Below are 21,173 nucleotides of genomic sequence, written 5' to 3'. Positions count from 1 at the left end.
ACAAAAAAGCCATGACCTTTCATTCAGTCATGGCTTTTTGTAAAAAATCAGATTTGTTCTCCTATGGTATCAACACGGAGCAGGTTAGTATTTCCCGAGATGCCAAGGGGGATACCTGCAGTGGTCACCACCAGCTCACCCTTCTGGACCAGGCCATGCTCCATAACCTTTTCATAAGCGTGGGCGAACAGCTCATCGGTGGTTTTTTTCTCTTCCACCAAGACGGGGGTAACTCCCCAAACCAAATTTAGCTGGCGCACAGCATATTCCCGGGGGGAGCAGGCAATGACGTCGCATTTTGGACGATATTTGGAAATTTGACGGGCGGTGCGGCCGTTTACAGTGACCGTGATAATGCAGTTGGCATCCAAATCCAGCGCGGTAGTGACAGTGGCGTGGGAAATCGCATCGGTGACATCAGGATCCCTCTGGGCAGGACGGGTTCGAAAACGGTTTTCGTAGTCGATGTCAGCTTCCGTCCGCTCGGCGATGACCACCATGGTTTTTAGGGACTCTATAGGGTAAAGACCAGCCGCAGTTTCACCGGAAAGCATAATAGCACTGGTGCCGTCGTACACGGCATTTGCCACGTCAGTAATCTCGGCGCGCGTTGGGCGGGGGTTTTTCATCATGGAATCCAGCATCTGGGTGGCGGTAATAACCTGTTTTCCCGCATTATAGGCGCATTTAATCAATTTTTTCTGAATGGCGGGAATATTTTCATAGGAAATTTCTACTCCCATATCGCCGCGAGCTACCATGATGCCATCCGCAACTTGGATGATTTCTCCCACATTGGACACACCTTCGGAGTTTTCAATCTTAGCGATAATTTTCATGTGGGAGCCGCCGTTATCGTCAAGAATTTTCCGCATCTCCCGGATGTCGTCGGCAGTTCTTGTAAAAGACGCCGCCACGAAGTCAAACCCCGTCTCAATGCCGAAAAGCAAATCGGCCCGATCCTGCTCGCTGATAAAGGGCATGGACAGCCGGGTATCGGGAACATTGACGCCTTTTCGGTTGGAGATTGTACCGCCGTTTAACACCTTACAGCGGATTTCCGTCCCCTCCACTGCGGTGACAACCATATCAATGAGGCCGTCGTCGATAAGAATATGGGTGCCTTCGCTAACGTCCTGAGGAAGTTTTCCAAAGGTAACAGACACCCGCTCATTATTTCCAAGAATGTCCTCAGTGGTGAGAGTAAAATCCTGGCCCTCCTGAAGCTCTGTTTTTCCGTTTTCAATGAGGCGCAGGCGAATCTCAGGCCCCCGGGTATCCAGTAAAGTAGCTACGGGAAGGTTTAACTTCCGTCTGACACGATCCACCCGCTCGTAACGCTCCTTGTGTTCGGGATGGGATTGATGGGAAAAATTGAAACGGGCCACGTTCATGCCTGCCAACATCAGCTTTTCGATCATTTCCTCGCTGTCGCAAGCGGGGCCCAGGGTGCAGATAATTTTTGTTTTTCTCATATACAGACCATCCTTTCTTCACACAGACTAATTTTGCAGCCGGTCTGCCGCGGCGTTTTTTATGAAATTGGGGTCTCTTTAGATGTTCCCCAAATTTTTCCCAGTTTATTATATCTTGCGGATTTTGAAAAGTCTATGCTTATTGTGTCAAAAGTCTGTAAAGTTATAAGGATTCTTCATCTCCCGTTATTACTCACAGCACTTTTAATTATTTTTTGTAGAAAATCACAATTGATTTTTTACATCGTTTTCCATATACTTATACTGTATTAATCAAACTAGTACAGTTCATACGCATCTGTACTGCTTTGCCGAAAGGCATTTTTTGAAAACGCCAATGTGCAGAAGATTTTTTCCGTTTGCTCTGCGGCGTTTTCTATTTTTTTGAGGTGAGGGCATGTTTCAAATCAATTTAAAAAGCGGCGAGGCTATTTATTTGCAGCTAAAAGAACAGGTTGTAAAACTGGCCTGCATGGGCGTTTTGAAACCTGACGAGCAGCTTCCCTCGGTTCGCGTGCTGGCCCGGGAACTGGGAATTAACCCCAACACTGTCTCCAAGGCCTATCAGGAACTGGAAAATGATAAAATTATTTATTCTGTTTCTGGAAAAGGCAGTTTTGTCACCGACGATATTTTTTCGGTCCAGTCGGTAAAGCAGGAGGTTCTGGCCGATTTTCAAAGGCTTGCAGGAAAGGCAAAGCAGTTTGGCATTCCGCAGGCTGAGCTGTATCAAGTCATTGACGACCTATATACGGAAGGAAGGACAGGTGAGGCAACATGATTCAAATAAACCAAGTAGAAAAACGGTTTGGCAATGTCAAGGCACTAGACCGAATCGATATGGAAATCCAGAAGGGCTCGATTTATGGATTAGTGGGGTCCAACGGGGCCGGTAAATCTACCCTATTGCGGCTGATTGCCGGCGTTTACAGCCCAGACAGCGGCAGTGTCTCGGTGGAAAGCGAAAAAATTTTTGAAAACCCGGAGAGGAAGCAGCGGGTCTTTCTGGTGTCCGACGAACCCTATTTTATCGGGCAATACACTCTCCACAACATGGCGGATTTTTACTGCCGGTTTTACCCCAAGTTCAATGTCGCCCTCTATAAAGAGCTCTGTGAACTATTTCACCTTCCAGCCGACAAAAAAATCGCCACCTACTCTAAAGGTATGAAAAGGCAGAGCGCTTTTTTACTGGGATTGTCCACTATGCCTGATTATCTACTCCTAGACGAATGCTTTGACGGCTTGGACCCGGTGAAACGACAGGTGGTGCGAAAAGTCCTGTCCGACGCCATGGCCGAGCGGCAGATGACCGCTATTATCTCCTCTCACAACCTGCGGGAGCTGGACGAAATCTGCGACACTGTCGGAATTCTTCATAAAGGAGACTTGCTCTATAGCAAGCAGCTGGACGACCTGAAAGGGGAAGTCCACAAAATACAGGTGGTATTCTCTGCTGACATCTCAGAAGAACAGCTGGCGCGGACCGTTTCTCTCATGTCTTATCAGGCTACCGGCCGATTTTTGACCCTGATTGCCAAGGGAAGCCTTCCAGAAATTGAAGAAAGGCTCGATTTGTTGGAGCCGCTGGCCCTGGAGGCACTTCCGCTGACGCTGGAAGAAGTATTTTTGTACGAAATGGAGGTGAAAGGGTATGACGCCAATGTTATCTTCCGTTAAAAGCGACCGGCTGGGCAGCGTGTTCGCCCATTGCCTGCACCGGTATAAAAGCATCTGGATTCTCTACACTATAACCATGTTTTTGGTGATGCCCTTTTCCTTTTTCCTGTCTTTTCTCTCGAATCCCCACAGCACCAATATATTCATTCCCACCGAAGTGCTGTTTCACCTGCTGGCGCTGGGGATGAGCGTCGCTTTACCGCTTATTCTATTTCAGTACATCAACAACCGGCAGGCGGTAGACGTGTTCCATTCCCTTCCAATTAGCCGAAAAAACCTTTTTTGGGGAAACTATCTATTCGGGTTAGCCGTATTGCTCATCCCTTACGTTTTATTTGGCATTGTCACCTTGGGTGCCCAAACCGCTGTCAACAATGAACTGCCGCTGGAGGTGGACTATCCTGTCATTCTGACTTCGATCATCTGTTTTTACAGCACCATGGTTTTTATTATGGTCAACTGCGGCACCCTTTTTGAAAGCATCACTTATTTTGGCATTATCCACATCGGCTATCCCCTGTTTGTGTCCGCTGTGCTCTCCTTTATTTCCTCTAATACTTACGGGTATCCTTCCAACTCTGCAAGCTTTATTGGGAATATTTTGTACAGCTTTTCCCCAGTGCGCCAATTGCTGGATTTTTATCCCAACTGGGATTATTACAATTGGTGGAAACTGCCAGTATTGCTGGGGATTGCCGCCTTCGTCGCCATATTAGGCGCCTACCTCTACAAAAGGCGCAAAAGTGAAAGCGCCGGACAGAGCTTCGCCTATATTCCGCTTTTTTACATTGGAAGCCTCTTAATTTCCATCACCGTGGGCCTTGGCTTCGTCCTGAGTCTGGGAAGCAAGAAAATTACCTCATATATTTTCGGCATTCTCCTGGGAATCGCTGTTTACTTTATTCTGGACACCATCCGCAACCGGGGATTCCGGAAAGTTGCCCAAACCGCTATAGTAGGGTGCACCGCCGCCGTTTTGGTCACCGCGGTGTTTGCTGCCAGCAACCTGACCCACACCTTTGGCTATGAGACCCGCGTTCCCCAAATACAGCAGATTGAAAGCGTCGTCCTTTACTGGAGTGCGCCGGGCTCCCTAGGCACTTCCGCTCTGGACAACGGCGTAAAGCTCAACGACCGAGAAAGCATCGAAGCGGCCTTGGCCTTCCATAAAAGCGTTACCGCCAATATCGACACTCTTAAGACAGGCTTTCCCTCCAACTATCTATATGACAGTGAAAATCAGCCGGTGGGGATAAATCTAGTGAAATACACCCCATATTCCTTTGACGATGGCAGTTATCCCGCCTTTGACTACGGAAACAGCCGGGTGCAAATTGTCTATGTCCTGCAAAATGGCTTCAAGGTGTACCGGGAATACAAAAATTGTCCCTTCGCCCTCACAAAACCTCTTTACGAAATCGCCCAGAGTAAAGCCTATCAAGAAGCGTTTGTTCAGTGGTTCCGACAGGAGGATTATTCTGACTGTGAGAATGTCGCCCTGTACAGCAGCTTGCACCAGGGGGCCGTTTCTTATACGTTATCACCGGATCAGGCCGTCCGACTGGCTAAGGCAATCAGCTCCGATTTGGATGCCCGCGATAACACCTCAAATTTGACACCGGCAGAAAGCCCAAAGGGATTTTTAGAACTGAACGGCGGTTATGGCCGGGCATATCGAGCAATTACCCTTCCGGTTTACCCAACCGACAGCAATATTCTCGCCTTTCTGGAGAAAAACGGCTATGATTTTCTGGAACCGTCCATCGAAGAGGTTCCTGTGGCCGCTTATATCTCCAAAGAGGAGCGAAAATCCCTGATGAGCTATCCCACTAAAACCGGAAGGCTCTTCTTCTGCACGGGTGTTGGTTCTCAGTTTGGTGAATGGATTCCGGAAAAATACGCGATTGAAGAATCCGGTCGTGCTTATGCCCCAAAATTCCATGAACTCACCCAGCAGGGGCTGGAGGAGCTTCTGACCATGATTGCTCCGGTATACATTTCCGAAACGCCTCACGACGCTGTTATCTTAAACGGAACCAACTATCTGGTCTATCCTCAATATGAAGAACAGGTGAAAGCCATTATTGAAAGTGGCCAGCCCGTTAACTACGAGCCTGGAACTATCCCCGCCGACACTGAGATCGCTTATTAACTGAAAACGATGCAGCCCAAAATCCGGCTGCATCGTTTTTACATTGTATAGAGGACTTCCGTTTATTACTATTGCCCACAATAGCAAATTCAGGTATAATGATCTTCACAGGTAATCAGCAATGGCCACACAAAACTTTCGATGGAAGAAGATGTCAATTGAATTTTTTGACCGTTATCTGATTCTGCCAACAGAAGGTTCAGATGATATATCAGATAGAAAAAAACTTTTAACAGGAAAAAAACAGCATTTTGCGAGGGAAAGGGGAGCAAACATTGTGATCTGCATCACAGGAGACCTCCACGGGGATTTTGGCCGTCTCTGCACACCGGAACTGAAAAAGCTCAAAAGCCGAGATGTTCTCATCGTCTGCGGCGACTTCGGTTTTGTGTGGGACGGCTCCAAGGAAGAACAAAAAATACTCAAAAAAATCGGAAGGCACCGTTATGACACTCTTTTCGTCGAGGGATGCCACGATAATTACGACCTGCTGAAGGAATATCCCGTTGTCGCCTACAAAGGCGGAAAAGCACGGAAAATCAGCGGTAACCTCTATCAGCTCATGCGGGGAGAAATCTATGAAATTGACGGCAGGTCGGTTTTCGCTTTTGGGGGCGGAGATTCCAAGGACAGAGGCCTCGACCTGAGCGAGGGTGGAAAAGCTTTTTGGGAAGAAGAGCAGCCATCCGTTCAGGAAACCCAGCACGCCCTCGATCAGCTGGCGGCCCACCGCAACCGGGTGGACTTTATCGTCACTCATGATGCCCCCGGCGCCATTAAGCAGTTTCTCTACATGGACGATAATGAGCTTAGTTTTATCCACAGCTTGTTTGACGAGGTGGTGAGCCGCTGCCAGTTTTCCCATTGGTACTTTGGGCGCTACCATCTGGACAAACCGGTACCGCCCCGATATACAGCCGTCTACAAACAGGTCATCAAGGCCGAATAATTTCAATCAGTTTTAAAATGACAAACAAGACCGGCTGGTGGAGCAGGTAAATCCACAAGGTGTATTTTCCCGCCAGGGCGAAAAACGGAACATGGGTGTTGTAGGCCCACTCAGGTATTTTACGGCTGCGATACCATAGGGCGAAAAAGCTGCCCGCAAAAAAGCAGAACATCCAAGGGAATAGAGGAAAATAATCGCCGGACACAAATCCGTCTGCCAAAACACCGAAAGGAAAAAACACCTCAGTCTGATAAAAGATGTCCGGAATCGGAATTTCCAGCAGCGAGGGAATCCCCACAAACCCTTCCCTTGCGCCCCAGGTAAACAGGAACAGTAAAGCACACAATATAACGCCCAACAAAGGTTTCACCTTTCCGAGCACCGGCTCAAGCACACCATAGAGGATCATGCAGGTGCCCAGCAGGTGCAGAATACCAAACCGTATGGGCATATCCGGCGAAGACAAGGCGCTGACGCCGGTGACGAGCAGAGCTGCCCCCATGCAGTAAACGCCACGACGGATGTTGTTTCTCGACAATAGGCAGCTAATTCCGGAAATGAACATGAAAAGCCCTGCGAATACGTCCCGAATAAAGTTCATCGGCCCGGAATCGAAAAAGGGTATGGATAGAATCTGCGCATGAATCAAATCGTAGAAAAAGTGGTATACCACCATGCAGATAATGGCAAATCCGCGGACTTCGTCCAGCAGGACAATCCGTTTCTTTAAAAGGTTGTCCATCTGAGCCGTCACTTCCTTTCAAAGGACCGCTCGAGCAGTTTGCTTTGGGCGGTTTTGTATAGTTTATGAAAAAATAGAGGAGATTGATAGTTTACAGCAATTTTATAAAAACGGCCGTTGTGCTGGATGAAAGAATACGCATCATTGCTGTTTTTGTCGCGGCCAAGGTAAAAATAGTATTTCTGAGGGCTCTAATAAGCCCGCAAACAAGGCGGATTTGGGGTTGCTCTGCAAATCCATGACATTTTAAACTATCTTTTACGGATTTTACCACATATTATACGGTAAAAAGAAAGTAAATTATAAAAAAACTATGAAAGGACTTTGCATTTGCGGGAAAATATAATATAATTGTAGTATATATGCGAAAATATTGTCTTTTTATGCAGTAAGAACATGCAAGCTGGCAGTTTTCGCAGAAAAATATGCGGCTAAATCACCGCATCAGGGGGAAAGGGTATGCTCAACAAAGTCAAAGTGGTCATTTGCGGGAAAAGCTATAACCTGCAGACCGAAGAAAATCCATCCTACGTCATTACGCTTGCCAAAGACCTGGACAAAAAGATCACCCAGTTTATGGATGAGAACGAAAGCGCCAGCCTCACTTCTGCTGCCGTTATGGTAGGCTTGTCTCTGTTGGACGACAATATGAAATCTGTTTCCGACGTAGACAATATCCGTGCTCAAATCAAAGGCTATGTGGAAGAAGCGACCAATATGCGCATTGAGGCGGACCAACTCCGTAAAGAGCTGGATGCCCTCAAAAGCGAAAACGAGTCACTAAAAAACGACTTGGGACTTCGTTCCCTCCGAGACAAAGTGGACGGAACCCACAACTGAGACCAGACCGAAAGGCGGGCCTGAATTGAACAAAGTAGAAATATTGGCTCCCGTCGGTTCGATGGAAGCACTGGAAGCCGCCGTGCGCTGCGGCGCTGACGCAGTGTATTTGGGACAGAAAAATTTCAGTGCACGCAAAAACAGTCAGAATTTTGGTGAGGAAGAGCTCTGTGAGGCGGTGACATACGCCCATCGATGCGGAGTGCAGGTTCATCAGGCGCTAAACATTCTGGTGTTCGACCACGAGCTGGACGATTTGAAGCGCTGTATTCATGCCGCCTGCCGCGCGGGAGTAGACGCACTCATCGTGCAGGACCTGGGCGTTGCCTCCATCATCAAAGCCCTTGCACCCGATATGCCTCTTCACGCTTCGACACAGATGGCGATTTATTCGCCGGCGGGCGTCAAAACGGCGGAAACGCTGGGTTTCTCCCGCGTCGTGCTGGCCCGGGAACTTTCCCGGAAAGAAATCGCTCGTATACGGGAAACCACTTCCCTGGAACTGGAAGTATTTGTTCACGGGGCACACTGTATGTGTGTTTCGGGACAATGCTATATGAGTGCCATGTTCGGAGGAAAAAGCGGCAACCGAGGGCAGTGTGCGCAGCCCTGCCGACTGCCCTTTACAGTGAAGGGCAAGGGGGAGAATGTTCTTTCCCTCAAGGATATGAGCCTAGTAGATCAGCTTCCGCTCTTGCAGGAAATGGGCGTGGATTCGGTCAAAATCGAGGGACGAATGAAGCGGCCGGAATACGTGGCCGCTGCTGTCACCGCCTGCCGCAAGGCGTTGAGCGGGGAAAAGCCGGACATTGGATCTCTGCAGGCCGTCTTTTCCAGAAGCGGGTTTACAAGCGGCTATTTCGACGCAAAAGTGGATGGGACCATGTTTGGATTCCGAAAAAAGGAAGACGTGGTGTCCGCCAATGAAGTTTTTAAGCCCCTTGCGCAGTTATATCATAAGCAGACTCCTTTGGTGCCGGTATCCATGTTTTTTTCCATGAAACGGAATGCCCCGATTCGGCTGGAAATACGCGACTCCGCCGGAAATGTGGTGTCGGCGGAGGGAGAGAATCCCCAGGAGGCGTTGCACCTTTCAGCGGCTCCTGATTCCGCAAGGAAATTCCTCTCTAAATTGGGAGGAACCCCTTACTACTTGGAAAGCTTTGAGGCCGAAATGGATGACGGCTTGACTCTTTCGTCCGCCGCCTTCAACGCGGTGCGCCGGGATGCAGTCAAGAAACTGAATTTGCTTCGGCAAGGGACTCCGGTAAAATTTTCAGATTGCCCTCTACCCAGTGTTGAAACCCTAAAACCCGTTTCCGAACCCGCTTTTTGGGGAAAATTTCTCCACTACGCGCAGATTCCCTGGGAAGAGGAACCCTATTTGGACAAAATTTTACTTCCAATAAATGAAATTGAAGCGCACCAAAAGGAATTATTTCCCTATAGGGGGAAAATTATACCAGTCCCTCCTCGGTTTGCCTTCGGTACAGAGGAAAGGGTACGGGCACAGCTCAAGAGGCTGAAGGAAACGGGGTTTTCCTCGCTTTACTGCGACAATATCGCCCATATTACATTGGGGCAACAGTCCGGCATGGAACTTGTTGGCGGCCCGAATTTAAACCTTGCAAACTCCTATAGTCTGAAAACCGTCAAAAACCTGGGGCTAGCGTCTGCGATCATTTCCATTGAAGACAAGCTGGACTGGATACGAAAACTTCGGATGCCGCTCCCGGCGGGAGTCGTCGGCTACGGTCATCTGCCTCTGATGGCGGTGCGAAACTGTCCTGTCAAGGCTCAGATCGGATGCAAGGACTGCGGGCAGAAAGGCGCTCTCGTAGACCGCAAAGGCTTCCATTTTCCGGTGCGCTGCGATGGGGAAGTAAGCTATATCTATAACACGCTGCCTCTGTCCATCAGCGACCGGCGGCATGAATTTAAGAACATCCGCTTTATCCTGCTGGATTTCACCATTGAGGAAACAGAGCAGGCTAAAGAAATTATAAACGCATTTCGTTTTGGGAAAAAGCTTCCCCAGGAATGTACCCGGGGCCTTTATTACCGCGGTGTTGAATGAGGTACTCATATGAAACTGAAAATTAAACGGATACGGGATGGCGCTGTGATACCCAAGCGAGCTACAGCGGAAAGCGCCGGACTGGACTTATCGGCTCATTTAGATGGGGAAGCAGTTATCCAGCCAGGGGAAATTGTCAAAATTCCAACTGGCATCGCCATCGGCCTGGAAACCGGTACGGTGGGGTTGGTTTATCCCCGCAGCGGGCTGGCCTCCAAGTACGGCATCACACTTGCTAACTGTGTCGGTGTCATCGACAGCGACTACCGGGGCGAAATTTTGGTACCGGTTACAAACCACTCTGCCGTCCCTTTTACCATTCATCACGGTGACCGTATCGCACAGCTGGTCATTTCCCCCGTGCTGCTTCCGGAAGTCGAAGAGGCCGAAGAGCTGGACGAAACTGAAAGGGGGGCCGGGGGCTTTGGGTCCACCGGCCGTGAAAAGCTCTCATGAAAAGAGGAAACGAATTGAAAAAAACACTGTTATTCCTTCTGTTTTTGCTGTCCGGCATTATCCTCGGAACCATTATCACCAATCTGGCCCAAGACGTTTCCTTTTTGAAATGGCTTTGCTGGGGTGATTCCATCGGAGTCGGCTATCCGAACCCTGTTTCCGTCGATTTGGCCATTATCAAGCTAAACTTTGGATTCGTGCTGGAAGTAAATATTGCAAAGCTGCTCTGTATTATCGGCTCTATCCTCATCTATGCGAAGGTGGCAAGGAAAATCTGATGGAAGTAAACTGTTTTATATTAGCCTCCCGCTCCCCTAGGAGGCAAGAACTTTTAACGCTGGTTATTCCGGATTTCACCTCCGTTCCTTCCCAGTTTGATGAGCAAAAACTGATGGGGCAGGGGCTTGCTCCAGAGCAACTTGTTCAAAAACTCTCTTTTGGAAAAGCAAAAGAAGTCTTTGAAAGGGAAAATCAAAATGCCGTTGTCATTGGCGGAGATACTGTAGTAGTTTCTCCGGAAGGTCGTGTTTTTGGTATTCCAAAGGACAGGAAGGAAGCATTTAATATGCTGTCCGCTCTGTCCGGAAAAGTCCATCGTGTACTGACCGGTGTGACCATCTACGGGCAGGTTCATCGCTCCTTTGTCTGTTCTACTGAAGTGGAATTTTACCCTTTGTCAAAACGGGATATCGACGAATATTTGGACACTGGCGAGCCCTTTGACAAAGCGGGGGCTTATGGTATTCAAGGCTATGGCGCCACCTTGGTCAAGGAAATTCGAGGGGATTATTTTAACGTTGTTGGATTCCCCATTGCCCGTTTTAAGCGGGAATTGAAGGATTTTCTCGGATAAGAACAGGTTTTTCAAAAAAAGATTGTGTAATACCCTGCAAAAGGTTATAATAAAAATATTGGTAAAAGGAAGGCCGCATAAACAGAGAAACGGCCGTATCGAGAGGAGTAGCACTTATGTTTTCAAAAGATATCGGCATTGATTTGGGAACAGCCAATACCCTGGTTTATATGAAGGGGAAGGGCATTATCATCAGAGAACCCAGCGTCGTCGCCGTGGATATTAAAAACGACAAGGTCAAGTGCGTGGGGCAGGAGGCTAAAGACGTTATCGGTAGAACTCCCGGTTCCATCGTCACCGTCCGGCCCTTGAAGGATGGCGTGATTGCCGATTTTGACATCACTACCAGCATGTTGCAGGAATTTATTCGCAAAGCGATTGGAAAATCTTTCTTCACGCGGGCGCGGGTAGTCATCTGCATTCCCTCCGGCGTCACCGCCGTTGAGCGCCGTGCCGTCCGCGACGCTACCGAGCAGGCGGGCGCCAAACGGGTTGCGATAATTGAAGAACCCATGGCAGCCGCAATCGGCGCGGGACTCCCCGTGGCCGAGCCCACCGGTTCCATGGTCGTCGACATTGGCGGCGGCACCAGCGAAGTGGCAGTCATCTCTTTAGGGGGCATTGTGGCGGCAAAATCCGTCCGGGTAGGCGGCGACGAATTCGACGCGGCTATTATTAATTTCATCAAGAAAAAATACAACCTCCTTATCGGCGAGCGCACCGCAGAGGATATCAAAATCAATATTGGTTCCGCCTGTCCTCTGGAAGAAGGGGAGCTGTCGATGGAAATCAAGGGCAGAAACCTCCTAAACGGCCTGCCCGAGAACATTACAATTACATCTGACCAAATCCGCAGTGCCTTAGAAGACCCACTGAGCCTGGTTCTGGAGGCCATCCGTATCACTCTGGAGCGCACTCCTCCTGAATTGGCAGCCGACATTATCGACCAGGGCATTACGCTGACCGGCGGCGGCGCGCTGCTGAAAAGCCTCGACAAGCTCATTAATATGGAAACCGGTATGCCGGTCCAGATCGCTGAAAACCCGCTGGACTGCGTGGCAAACGGCACCGGTATGGTGCTCGATAATATCGACCGGCTCACAGATATTCTCAGCGAAGAGGAAACCCGCTATTAATTCTGAAAAGGAAAGAGTTTTTGATGGCAAATGCCATTCAACATGCTCTTTCCTTTTCGTGACAATTTGAATTTAATTCAGAAAGGGGTGGCGCCTTGCGCGACTTTTTTAACAGTGTCCGCTTTAAAATCATCGCGGCCGTTTTGGCGGTTATCGTAGGCGTCATGCTGTATTCTGCCTCTACAGGCGGGCTGGCTACGATTCCGGAAAAAATCGTCTCCTTTGTTGTCGTTCCCGCCCAAAAGGCATCGGCGGCCCTGTCGGACTCTATTACCGATTTCTTTTCCATCTTTGTCAACGCGAAAGCGAATCAAGAGGAAAACGATCAGCTTAAGGAGGAAATATCCGAACTCCGCAAAAAAATGGTGGATTACGAAAATACCAAAACAGAAAATGAACGGCTCCAGGAAATTGTCGGCTTGAAAAAGGAGAATCCTGACATGCAGCTCTTGGACGCCGGGATCATCGGCAGAGACCCCTCCGACCGGTTTGGTTCCTTTACCATCGACAAGGGAACGGTTCACGGAATCTCCAAATGGGACCCGGTCATTACCGGTAACGGCCTCGTGGGATATGTGGATTCTCTGGGCCCCACTTATGCCAAAGTCGTCACCATACTGAGTCCTGAAATCAATGTGGGCGCAGTGGAAATCCGCACCAAGGAAACCGGAAACCTGACTGGAGACATCGTTTTGGCAGACAAAGGTCTTGCTAAGCTGGAATTACTTCCCAAAACGACCGAAGTAAAACAGGGGGACATTATTGTCACCGCTGGAACCAGTGGCTATTATCCTCCCGACTTGGTCATCGGAACCATAGAGGAAGTGACTCTGGAAAAATCGGGCATTACGGCTTCCGCCAGCATCAAGCCGGTCAGCGATGTTTATGAAATCAAGCACGTATTTGTGTTGACGGATTTTCTGGGCAAGCAGGATCACAGCTCCCGTACAGATGAAAGCGAGGGAACGTGATGACACTGGGCAAAACCTCAAAAGCGGTGATCAAATGGGGGATTTACGCAGTTTTGCTGCTGATACTCTATTGTATCCAAACCGCCCCCTCTCTTTTGACGATCCATCACACCAAACCTGTGCTGCTCATTCCATTAGCTGTTTGTATCGCCCTGTTTGAGGGAGAAATCGGCAGCGCTGTCTTTGGCCTCATCACCGGCTTTCTCTGGGATTTCGCCTCGGGAAAAGTCTTTGGATTTTACGGAATGGTGCTTTTGGTTTGCTGTCTTTTGGCGGCGCTATTATCTATGTATCTAGTGCGGGTCAATGTGGCAAATGCCCTTCTCACAGTCGGAGGGGTCAGCCTTATCTGCAGCATATGGAATTTTTTGTTTTACTATCTGATATGGGGCTTTCATGGAGTTTGGCTCAGTTTTGGGCAGCTTCTGCTCTCCTCCCTGTATACCACGTTTTTTGCTGTGCCCCTTTACTATCTTGTCCGGTTTATCGCCACAAAATTCAATAGTATGATTCGAACATAATTAGCGTCAACGGTATCGGAGAATGAATGCCGTTGGCGAGTATTTTTTTCCTATTTTTCCGGAAAGGAGTGTATTGCACATGAAAACCGCAAAAAAGCCTACTGAGCGCAATCGACTGGTCGTTCTATCGGTTCTATCCGCAGTGTTTTCTGTCTTTTTTGTCCTCTTACTTATGTCCTACCAGATTGTGCAGGGAGCGGAACTCAACGAACAAACCCACCAGATGACCAGCAGTAAACTTCCCATCAAGGCCGCCCGCGGCGACATCGTGGACTGCAATGGAGTGGCTTTCGCTGAAAACAAGGCGGGATTCAACATTGTGTTTCAGTACGCTTTTCTTCCCCGAAGCCAGCAAAATGAGATCATCAGAGAGCTGGTGGAACTCTGCGAGGAAAATGGGGTGGAGTGGTATGACCCGCTTCCCATTACCCGGACAGGCACACCCCAATTTCTGAATGAACAGGAAAAAGAAATTGCCACTTTAAAGAAGAAACTGGAACTGAATGTTTACGCTACAGCGGAAAACTGTATGTATTACCTTTTGGACACCTTTAACATCGAGGGTTATGACGATGAGACCGCCCGCAAAATCGCAGGCGTCCGCTATGGCATGGTCATCTCCGATTTTTCCATAAACAATAACCAGTATGTGTTTGCACAGGACGTCCCCATCGAATTCATTTTGAAAATAAAAGAAATGTCCCACCAATTTCCCGGTGTAGACATAGTGGAAGAGGATATCCGGAGTTATCCCAACGGAGATCTTCTTCCTCATGTAGTCGGCACCATCGGTGCTATGTATGCTGAAGAGTATGAGGAAAACTATAAAGAGCTGGGTTATAAAATGAACAGCCAAGTAGGGCGTTTTGGCATTGAAAAAGTAATGGAGACTACTCTCCACGGAGTGGACGGTGTCCGCGCCGTGGAACAGAACAAGCGTGGCGACGTTATCAGTGAAGAGGTGACGCAAGCCCCGCAATCCGGCGATAAAGTGGTTCTCACTGTAGATGCCGCCTTTCAGCGGAAAGTTAAAGAAGCATTGGAAGAACATATCGCATGGCTCCGTTCCCGCCCCAACGGTAAAGGCAACACCGTCAAGGCCGGGTCCGTAGTTGTACTGGACGTGAAAACCGGCGGGGTACTCGCCATGGTGAATTATCCCAGCTTTGACATCAACAATTATTTTTCTGATTATACCGCCCTCTTAAACGACAAAAACAACCCTCTCTTCAACCGGGCTACCGACGGGCTGTACCGCCCCGGTTCTACTTTCAAGACTGCCGTAGCAGTCGGTGGGTTGGAAGAAGGGATCATTAACCCTAACTCCACCGTCAACTGCCAGCACACCTATTATTATTACGATATTTTGCCCAATAACCAGTTTCGTCCCACTTGCCTTGGGTGGCATGGGCAGACCAACGTCTCAAAAGCTTTGACCGTGTCCTGCAACATTTTTTTCTACGATGTGGGACGCCGACTGGGCATTGATAAAATGAATGAATACGCAGGCCTATTAGGTCTAGGCGAGGAAACTGGGCTTGAGATCCCCTCCAAAAAAGGTGCTCTGTCCGGACCTGCTCGTTCAGAGTCATTGGGCTCCACCTGGTTTCAAGGAAATGTGGTTCAGGCTGCTATCGGCCAGATGGACACTTCGGTAACACCTCTACAATTGGCAATCCAGGCAATGACCTTGGCCAACAAAGGCACCCGCTATAAGGCGCACATCATCAAAGAGGTCCGCAGCTATGACGACAAGGAAGTCCTTTCCTCCACCGATCCGGAAATCGCCTCCCAATTTGAAATCCATCCGCAAAACTATCAGGCCATTGTTGAAGGCATGATCGGTGCGGCGGAAAAGGTTGGCGGCTCCTATTCTTTGAGCAATTTAGGATATCAGGTTGCCATCAAAACCGGCTCCCCCCAGGTGGATAACAACACCACAAACTCCGCGCTCATCGGCTTTGCACCTGTAGATAATCCCGAAATTGCCGTGGGTGTCATGCTGGAAGAAGGGGAAAACGCCAATTACCTCATGCGCCGTATTTTGGACGCCTATTATTCTACCCACGGAAAGAACAGCGCATACGGCGTCAAAGGTGAAGCGGGAGAAGGCTCCGGGGAAGAAAACGATGACACGTCCCCTGGAGAGAGTGAGAATCCGGCATTAGGCAGCGATTCACAGCCCGAATAACCGGAAATTTTTAAAAAAGAAGTATTTTGGCTATAGTATTCTTTGCAAAGATATGTTAAAATGTAAGGGTATGGCGGCTAATACAATTATATTTGCCACCACTATATCATTTCCTATGCTTGGAAGCGAAAGGAAGAATCTTTATGGCGCGAGTCCTATCGATTACTTCCGGCAAGGGCGGCGTAGGCAAATCCACGGTGTGCGTCGGCCTGGGAATGGCCTATGCGCTTCTTGGAAAAAGCGTTTTAATGATTGAATTCGACGTGGGCCTGCGTGGGATGGACCTGATGCTGGGCATTTCCGACCGGATTGTCTACGACTTGGGGGACTTGCTGGAGGGCCGATGCAACATTAATAAAGCTATTGTGGAATCTCCGTGGAACTCAAACCTAAACGTTATTGTGGCTCCGGTCTCTATGGAGTCATCCATTGCTATGGAAGACGTAAATATTTTAGTGGCAGGGCTTCGCCCGCACTTCGACATCATCATTTTGGACACGCCCGCTGGGCTGGGCCTCAGTATGCGCATTGCCGCCATGTCAGATATGGCTCTGGTAGTGGCTACGCCTGACTCGGTTTGCGTCCGGGATGGCGGCAAAGTGGTCAGCGCCCTGCATAAGGCAGATATGGGCAGTCACCGTCTCGTTATAAACCGAGTAAACAACAGGCTTGTAAAAAAGCAGATTGTCGCCGATTTGGACGAAGTGATCGACGGAGTAGGCTCCCAACTCATCGGCGTTCTGCCGGAGGACCAAGAAATGCAGCTTTGTACTTCAAAAGGACTTCCCTTGAGCGCAGGCGCTCGTATCGTCCGCATCTGCAAGGCCATTGCCCTCCGGATAGAAGGCGAATACATTCCTTTACTGGTAAATTAGAACCCTTAAATAGAAAATCAACAAGGAGGAACAAATTATGAATATCGGATTAATCGCACATGATTCAAAAAAAGAATTGATGGTGCAGTTTTGTATTGCGTATTGTGGAATCATGAGCCATCATAATCTGTGTTCCACCGGCACAACAGGTAAACTTATTGCCGAGGCCACCGGCCTCAACATCAAGCGTTTTTTGAGCGGCTCCCAAGGCGGTGACCAGCAAATCGCGTCTTTGATTGCCTGCAACGAAATTGATCTTTTGTTGTTTTTCCGCGACCCGCTGACTCCGAAGGCGCACGAGCCCAACGAGACCACCTTGCTGCGGCTTTGTGATGTCCACAACATTCCTATGGCCACCAATATCGCCACTGCCGAAGTTCTCATCCACGGATTGGAACGGGGAGACTTGGACTGGAGGATGATTGTTAATCAGGGGCTGTAATGATATTTCCATAACCCTATAGAAATACGGAAGTAAGCTTATCGGAACCGATGAGCTTGCTTTCTTTGCAAAAAGACAGATAAAAGGAGTTTCCATATGGCGTTAGAAATCAAATCCATCAAAGGAACCCAGGATGTACTGCCCGCCCAAAGTTATAAGTGGCAGTTTGTGGAGCGGTTGTTTCTCGATACGGCACGGCTGTACGGTTTTAAAGAAATGCGCACTCCCGTTTTTGAGGAAACCAGACTCTTCACCCGCTCGGTAGGGGACACCACTGACGTGGTACAGAAGGAAATGTACACCTTCACCGATAAGGGCGGCCGGGACCTGACCCTGCGTCCAGAGGGTACTGCCGGCATCAACCGTGCTGTATTGCAAAGCGGTCTCATCAATGAGGCACTGCCTGTCAAGGTGAGCTATAACATCTCCTGTTTTCGCAACGAGAAGCCCCAGGCGGGCCGTTTCCGCCAGTTCCATCAGCTGGGCGTGGAGATGTTTGGTTCCGCTTCTCCCAGCGCCGACGTGGAAGTCATTTCCTTCGTCAACGACTTTTTTGCCATTCTCGGCATCGAGGGCCTTTCGCTGGAAATCAACTCCATCGGATGTCCCACCTGCCGCAAGGAATATCACACCGCTTTGAAGCAGTACTTTGAAGCCCGCAAAGACGAGCTCTGCGAGACCTGCTTGACCCGTCTCGATAAAAACCCGATGCGGATTCTCGACTGCAAGAGTCCTGTCTGTAAGGAAATTGCCAAAGATGCCCCCGCGGTGCTGGACTATCTCTGTGACGACTGCAAAGCCCACTTTGAAGGGCTTAAAAAGAGGTTGGACGCTTTAAATATCGCCTATGTGGTCAACCCCCGTATCGTCCGAGGCCTCGACTATTACAATAAAACTGTTTTCGAATTCGTCTCTGGTGACATCGGCGCGCAAAGCACCGTCTGCGGCGGCGGGCGGTACGACGGGCTTTTAAAAAGCTTAGGCGGCAATGACCAGCCCGCCCTGGGCTTCGCTATGGGCATCGAACGGCTTCTCATGGTGGCAGAAGCACAGGGAGTAGAGATCCCCGCGCCCCAGCCCTGTGACCTCTACATCGCCTCCATCGGCGAAGAAGCGTCTATCCGGGCACTTCAATTGGTGACAGATCTCCGCAACGAAGGCTTTTACGCCGAATGCGACACCATGGGCCGCAGCGTCAAGGCTCAGATGAAATACGCCGACAAAATAGAAGCCCAGTTCTCGATGGTTTTGGGCGAAAACGAGCTGGCGGAAAACAAGGCCAACATCAAAAATATGCAGACCGGCGAAAGCTGTGAAATTATGCTGGACGAGTCTCTGGTCAAATTCCTCTACGATGACCAGATCAAAAAAATGACCGAGGCGCTGTCCATGGATCAAATCGAGAAATAAATTTTACCTAAATTGGTATAAAAGGAGTTTTATCAAATGGCGGACACTATGAAGGGCTTAAAACGTACCCATTACTGCACTGAAGTGACCACATCCGATATCGGCAGAGAAGTTGTCGTCGCAGGTTTTACCCAGAAACAGCGGGACAAGGGAGAGCTTGTCTTTATCGACCTTAGAGACCGCACCGGCATCATTCAGCTCACCTTTGACGATAAGTCCGATCGGGACGTCATCGCCAAGGCCAAAGAGGTGCATATGGAGTACGTCCTCATGGCAAAGGGTACGGTGCGCCGTCGGGAAAGTGTCAACCCTGACATTCCCACTGGCGAAATCGAGGTATTCGTCACCGACCTGCGGATTCTCGCCAAAGCCCAGACTCCGCCTTTCCACATCACCGACGACACTGAAACCAACGAAGAATTGCGGCTGCGTTACCGGTATCTGGACCTGCGGAGAAAAAGCCTTCAGGACAACCTCATCCGCCGGGGTAAAATTGCCCGTGCTTCCCGGGAGTATTTTTATCAGAACGGCTTTATCGAAATCGATACCCCTATGATGATTAAATCCACGCCTGAAGGAGCACGAGACTACGTGATTCCCTCCCGTGTCCATCCGGGCAAGTTTTATGCCCTACCCCAGTCCCCTCAGATGTACAAGCAGCTTTTGATGATCTCCGGCTTTGACCGCTACATCCAGCTGGCCCGTTGCTTCCGTGACGAAGACTTGCGCGCTGACCGCCAACCGGAATTTACACAAATCGATATGGAAATGTCCTTTGTGGATATGGAAGACGTGCTGGAAATCGGTGAGGGTTTTGTCCAGTATCTCATGAAAGAGGTTTTGGACGTTGATGTGAAACTCCCTCTGCCCCGTCTGACTTATAAAGACGCTATGGAACGGTTCGGCTCCGACAAACCCGACACCCGATTTGGCATGGAAATCAACGATTTGTCCGATTTGGTAAGGGACTGCGGCTTCGGCGTTTTTACTTCCGCCATTGAAGCTGGGGGAAGTGTCCGCGGCATTGTCATCAAAAACGGCGCCTCCATCTACACTAGAAAGGAAATCGACAAGCTGACCGAACAGGCAAAAGGCATCGGTGCCAAAGGGCTAGCCTTTGTCCGCTGGGTGGATGACGCTCCCAACTGCTCTTTTGCGAAATTTATGGGTGAAGGGGAATTGGAGGCCGTTCTATCCCGCTTAGGCTGTCAAAAAGGGGATGTGGCCCTCATTGTCGCCGACAAAAACAAAATTGTTCTGCCGGTGTTGGGTGCGCTCCGCCTCACCACTGCCAAACGGATGGACATCATCCCCGAGGGCTTCGATTACCTGTGGATAACGGAATTTCCCTTCTTTGAGTGGGACGAAGATTCTGAAACCTGGGTGGCCATGCACCATCCCTTTACCATGCCTATGGACGAGGATCTGGACAAACTGGATTCCAATCCCGGTGCTGTCCGGGCCAAAGCTTACGATTTAGTGCTCAACGGCGTCGAGCTGTGCAGCGGTTCCATCCGCATTACTGATTTTGAGCTCCAACAGAAGATGTTCCGCGCTCTGGGCCTTAGCGACGAGGAAATCGAGGCAAAATTTGGCTTCCTGGTAGACGCTTACCGTTACGGCGCACCCCCCCACGGCGGCATGGGCATCGGCCTTGACCGGTTGGCCATGATTCTCTGCGGCGCCGACAACATCCGCGATGTCACCGCCTTCCCCAAGGTGCAAAACGCAAGCGAGCTCATGTCCCAGTGCCCCTCAGACATAGACGCCGCCCAGCTTAGCGAACTTTCACTATCCATTGTGAAACCAGAACAGGAATAAAAGCAAAGCACGGGTTTTACCCGTGCTTTTTTGATGCATACCTTTTAATCGTCCAGCACCCACCGAACGTCGTTTAACCGCTTTACGTCTAGGGGGCAAATTTTCAGCGTGTGCAATGGATTTCCCGACCCGCCGTAAATATAATCGAAGGTACGCAGCCGTCCATCGAAAATACAGGGAAGGGAAAGACCGATAAGCGGTATCCCCCCCGCCTCGTAACCCGTTAGTTTAAAAATCTTTCTGCGATCGGCCATGTTGAGCCTAGATATGTTGAGCTTCTCAGCTATTCTTTTTAAGTCAAGCCGCCCACGGCCAGAAGACGAAAAAAGGGCGATAAGACCTACCCCATCGTCTAAAATAAAAGTTGGGACAGATTTTTGAGGCTCAAAATATTCCGCCGCGTCCTGTAAAGACTGGATCGGCTTAGGGTGAGGGATAATCGTAAAATCCGCCTTTTGTTCTGTCAAATAGTCAAAAAGCTCTGTCATCGTCAGCATCGTAATCGCCCCTTTTTATTTATCCTACAATCTTTTTTCGCAATTGTCCAGCAAAAAAGCCTGTGGAATACACAGGCTTTTTCCG

General features: G+C 49.4%; 20 protein-coding genes. 17 read left to right on the top strand and 3 right to left on the bottom strand.

Going from position 1 to position 21,173, the window contains the following annotated elements; translation table 11 throughout:
* Positions 1-47 precede the first annotated feature (47 nt).
* Positions 48-1,475, bottom strand: coding sequence for a pyruvate kinase (gene pyk, locus H8710_RS10580; protein ID WP_249295491.1), 1,428 nt, complete (start codon positions 1,473-1,475; stop codon positions 48-50).
* Positions 1,476-1,872: 397 nt separating this feature from the next.
* Between pyk and H8710_RS10575 the strand changes: the two genes are divergently transcribed.
* The 4 genes from H8710_RS10575 to H8710_RS10560 all read left to right on the top strand — a co-directional run bounded on the left by H8710_RS10575 (position 1,873) and on the right by H8710_RS10560 (position 6,256).
* Positions 1,873-2,256 (top strand): GntR family transcriptional regulator, encoded by a 384-nt coding sequence (locus H8710_RS10575; protein WP_249295490.1) that lies wholly within the window; start codon positions 1,873-1,875, stop codon positions 2,254-2,256.
* Positions 2,253-3,155: an ABC transporter ATP-binding protein gene (locus H8710_RS10570; RefSeq protein ID WP_249295489.1), complete on the top strand. Its 903-nt coding sequence runs from the start codon at positions 2,253-2,255 to the stop codon at positions 3,153-3,155. The genes H8710_RS10575 and H8710_RS10570 overlap by 4 nt, the downstream gene beginning before the upstream one ends.
* On the top strand, positions 3,130-5,307 hold the full coding sequence (locus tag H8710_RS10565) for a hypothetical protein (RefSeq protein ID WP_249295488.1): 2,178 nt from the start codon (positions 3,130-3,132) through the stop codon (positions 5,305-5,307). Before H8710_RS10570 ends, H8710_RS10565 begins: the two co-directional genes overlap by 26 nt.
* A gap of 277 nt (positions 5,308-5,584) precedes the next feature.
* Positions 5,585-6,256 (top strand): metallophosphoesterase, encoded by a 672-nt coding sequence (locus tag H8710_RS10560; RefSeq protein WP_249295487.1) that lies wholly within the window; start codon positions 5,585-5,587, stop codon positions 6,254-6,256.
* On the opposite strand, the gene H8710_RS10555 is transcribed toward H8710_RS10560, so the two are convergent.
* On the bottom strand, positions 6,243-6,998 hold the full coding sequence (locus H8710_RS10555; RefSeq protein WP_249295486.1) for a heparan-alpha-glucosaminide N-acetyltransferase: 756 nt from the start codon (positions 6,996-6,998) through the stop codon (positions 6,243-6,245). The two genes, H8710_RS10560 and H8710_RS10555, sit on opposite strands and share 14 nt — an antisense overlap.
* A 459-nt stretch (positions 6,999-7,457) precedes the next feature.
* On the opposite strand from H8710_RS10555, the gene H8710_RS10550 reads away from it, so the two are divergent.
* The 13 genes from H8710_RS10550 (at position 7,458) to aspS (ending at position 20,591) form a co-directional block, all read left to right on the top strand.
* Positions 7,458-7,838, top strand: a complete 381-nt coding sequence (locus H8710_RS10550) for a cell division protein ZapA (protein ID WP_249295485.1) — start codon at positions 7,458-7,460, stop codon at positions 7,836-7,838.
* Positions 7,839-7,863: 25 nt separating this feature from the next.
* The gene (locus H8710_RS10545) at positions 7,864-9,915 is read left to right on the top strand and encodes a peptidase U32 family protein (protein ID WP_249295484.1); all 2,052 of its coding nucleotides are present in this window, start codon (positions 7,864-7,866) and stop codon (positions 9,913-9,915) included.
* Between the two features lie 9 nt (positions 9,916-9,924).
* Positions 9,925-10,371, top strand: coding sequence for a dUTP diphosphatase (gene dut, locus H8710_RS10540; protein ID WP_249295483.1), 447 nt, complete (start codon positions 9,925-9,927; stop codon positions 10,369-10,371).
* Between the two features lie 14 nt (positions 10,372-10,385).
* On the top strand, positions 10,386-10,649 hold the full coding sequence (locus tag H8710_RS10535; protein ID WP_249295482.1) for a DUF4321 domain-containing protein: 264 nt from the start codon (positions 10,386-10,388) through the stop codon (positions 10,647-10,649).
* Positions 10,649-11,224 (top strand): Maf family protein, encoded by a 576-nt coding sequence (locus tag H8710_RS10530; protein ID WP_249295481.1) that lies wholly within the window; start codon positions 10,649-10,651, stop codon positions 11,222-11,224. Before H8710_RS10535 ends, H8710_RS10530 begins: the two co-directional genes overlap by 1 nt.
* Before the next feature lie 116 nt (positions 11,225-11,340).
* On the top strand, positions 11,341-12,360 hold the full coding sequence (gene mreB / locus H8710_RS10525; protein WP_249295480.1) for a rod shape-determining protein: 1,020 nt from the start codon (positions 11,341-11,343) through the stop codon (positions 12,358-12,360).
* Positions 12,361-12,455: 95 nt separating this feature from the next.
* Entirely contained in the window at positions 12,456-13,331 is an 876-nt protein-coding gene (gene mreC, locus H8710_RS10520) for a rod shape-determining protein MreC (protein WP_249295479.1), read from the top strand.
* A complete protein-coding gene (gene mreD, locus H8710_RS10515) occupies positions 13,331-13,852 on the top strand; it encodes a rod shape-determining protein MreD (RefSeq protein ID WP_249295478.1) in 522 nt (173 codons plus the stop codon). Before mreC ends, mreD begins: the two co-directional genes overlap by 1 nt.
* 79 nt (positions 13,853-13,931) lie before the next feature.
* Positions 13,932-16,043 (top strand): penicillin-binding transpeptidase domain-containing protein, encoded by a 2,112-nt coding sequence (locus H8710_RS10510; protein ID WP_249295477.1) that lies wholly within the window; start codon positions 13,932-13,934, stop codon positions 16,041-16,043.
* Between the two features lie 143 nt (positions 16,044-16,186).
* Positions 16,187-16,918: a nucleotide-binding protein gene (locus H8710_RS10505; protein WP_249295476.1), complete on the top strand. Its 732-nt coding sequence runs from the start codon at positions 16,187-16,189 to the stop codon at positions 16,916-16,918.
* 37 nt (positions 16,919-16,955) lie between these two features.
* Positions 16,956-17,360, top strand: coding sequence for a methylglyoxal synthase (locus H8710_RS10500; protein ID WP_249295475.1), 405 nt, complete (start codon positions 16,956-16,958; stop codon positions 17,358-17,360).
* 96 nt (positions 17,361-17,456) lie between these two features.
* The gene (gene hisS, locus H8710_RS10495) at positions 17,457-18,770 is read left to right on the top strand and encodes a histidine--tRNA ligase (protein ID WP_249295474.1); all 1,314 of its coding nucleotides are present in this window, start codon (positions 17,457-17,459) and stop codon (positions 18,768-18,770) included.
* A gap of 36 nt (positions 18,771-18,806) precedes the next feature.
* The gene (gene aspS, locus H8710_RS10490; RefSeq protein WP_249295473.1) at positions 18,807-20,591 is read left to right on the top strand and encodes an aspartate--tRNA ligase; all 1,785 of its coding nucleotides are present in this window, start codon (positions 18,807-18,809) and stop codon (positions 20,589-20,591) included.
* Between the two features lie 44 nt (positions 20,592-20,635).
* Here aspS and H8710_RS10485 read toward each other — a convergent pair whose 3' ends face one another.
* On the bottom strand, positions 20,636-21,088 hold the full coding sequence (locus H8710_RS10485) for an aminoacyl-tRNA deacylase (protein ID WP_249295472.1): 453 nt from the start codon (positions 21,086-21,088) through the stop codon (positions 20,636-20,638).
* Between the last annotated feature and the right edge of the window lie 85 nt (positions 21,089-21,173).

This window comes from Fumia xinanensis (genome assembly GCF_014384905.1).
GTDB lineage: Bacteria > Bacillota > Clostridia > Oscillospirales > Ruminococcaceae > Fumia > Fumia xinanensis.
This window is presented reverse-complemented; position numbering and strand designations above follow the sequence as displayed.

Coding starts and splice junctions, on each gene's coding strand:
- hisS (WP_249295474.1), top strand. CDS start 17,457: ATGGCGTTAGAAATCAAATCCATCAAAGGAACCCAGGATGTACTGCCC.
- H8710_RS10570 (WP_249295489.1), top strand. CDS start 2,253: ATGATTCAAATAAACCAAGTAGAAAAACGGTTTGGCAATGTCAAGGCA.
- H8710_RS10565 (WP_249295488.1), top strand. CDS start 3,130: ATGACGCCAATGTTATCTTCCGTTAAAAGCGACCGGCTGGGCAGCGTG.
- dut (WP_249295483.1), top strand. CDS start 9,925: ATGAAACTGAAAATTAAACGGATACGGGATGGCGCTGTGATACCCAAG.
- H8710_RS10505 (WP_249295476.1), top strand. CDS start 16,187: ATGGCGCGAGTCCTATCGATTACTTCCGGCAAGGGCGGCGTAGGCAAA.
- H8710_RS10530 (WP_249295481.1), top strand. CDS start 10,649: ATGGAAGTAAACTGTTTTATATTAGCCTCCCGCTCCCCTAGGAGGCAA.
- H8710_RS10485 (WP_249295472.1), bottom strand. CDS start 21,088: ATGCTGACGATGACAGAGCTTTTTGACTATTTGACAGAACAAAAGGCG.
- H8710_RS10510 (WP_249295477.1), top strand. CDS start 13,932: ATGAAAACCGCAAAAAAGCCTACTGAGCGCAATCGACTGGTCGTTCTA.
- mreB (WP_249295480.1), top strand. CDS start 11,341: ATGTTTTCAAAAGATATCGGCATTGATTTGGGAACAGCCAATACCCTG.
- pyk (WP_249295491.1), bottom strand. CDS start 1,475: ATGAGAAAAACAAAAATTATCTGCACCCTGGGCCCCGCTTGCGACAGC.
- H8710_RS10555 (WP_249295486.1), bottom strand. CDS start 6,998: ATGGACAACCTTTTAAAGAAACGGATTGTCCTGCTGGACGAAGTCCGC.
- H8710_RS10575 (WP_249295490.1), top strand. CDS start 1,873: ATGTTTCAAATCAATTTAAAAAGCGGCGAGGCTATTTATTTGCAGCTA.
- H8710_RS10550 (WP_249295485.1), top strand. CDS start 7,458: ATGCTCAACAAAGTCAAAGTGGTCATTTGCGGGAAAAGCTATAACCTG.
- H8710_RS10500 (WP_249295475.1), top strand. CDS start 16,956: ATGAATATCGGATTAATCGCACATGATTCAAAAAAAGAATTGATGGTG.
- aspS (WP_249295473.1), top strand. CDS start 18,807: ATGGCGGACACTATGAAGGGCTTAAAACGTACCCATTACTGCACTGAA.
- mreD (WP_249295478.1), top strand. CDS start 13,331: ATGACACTGGGCAAAACCTCAAAAGCGGTGATCAAATGGGGGATTTAC.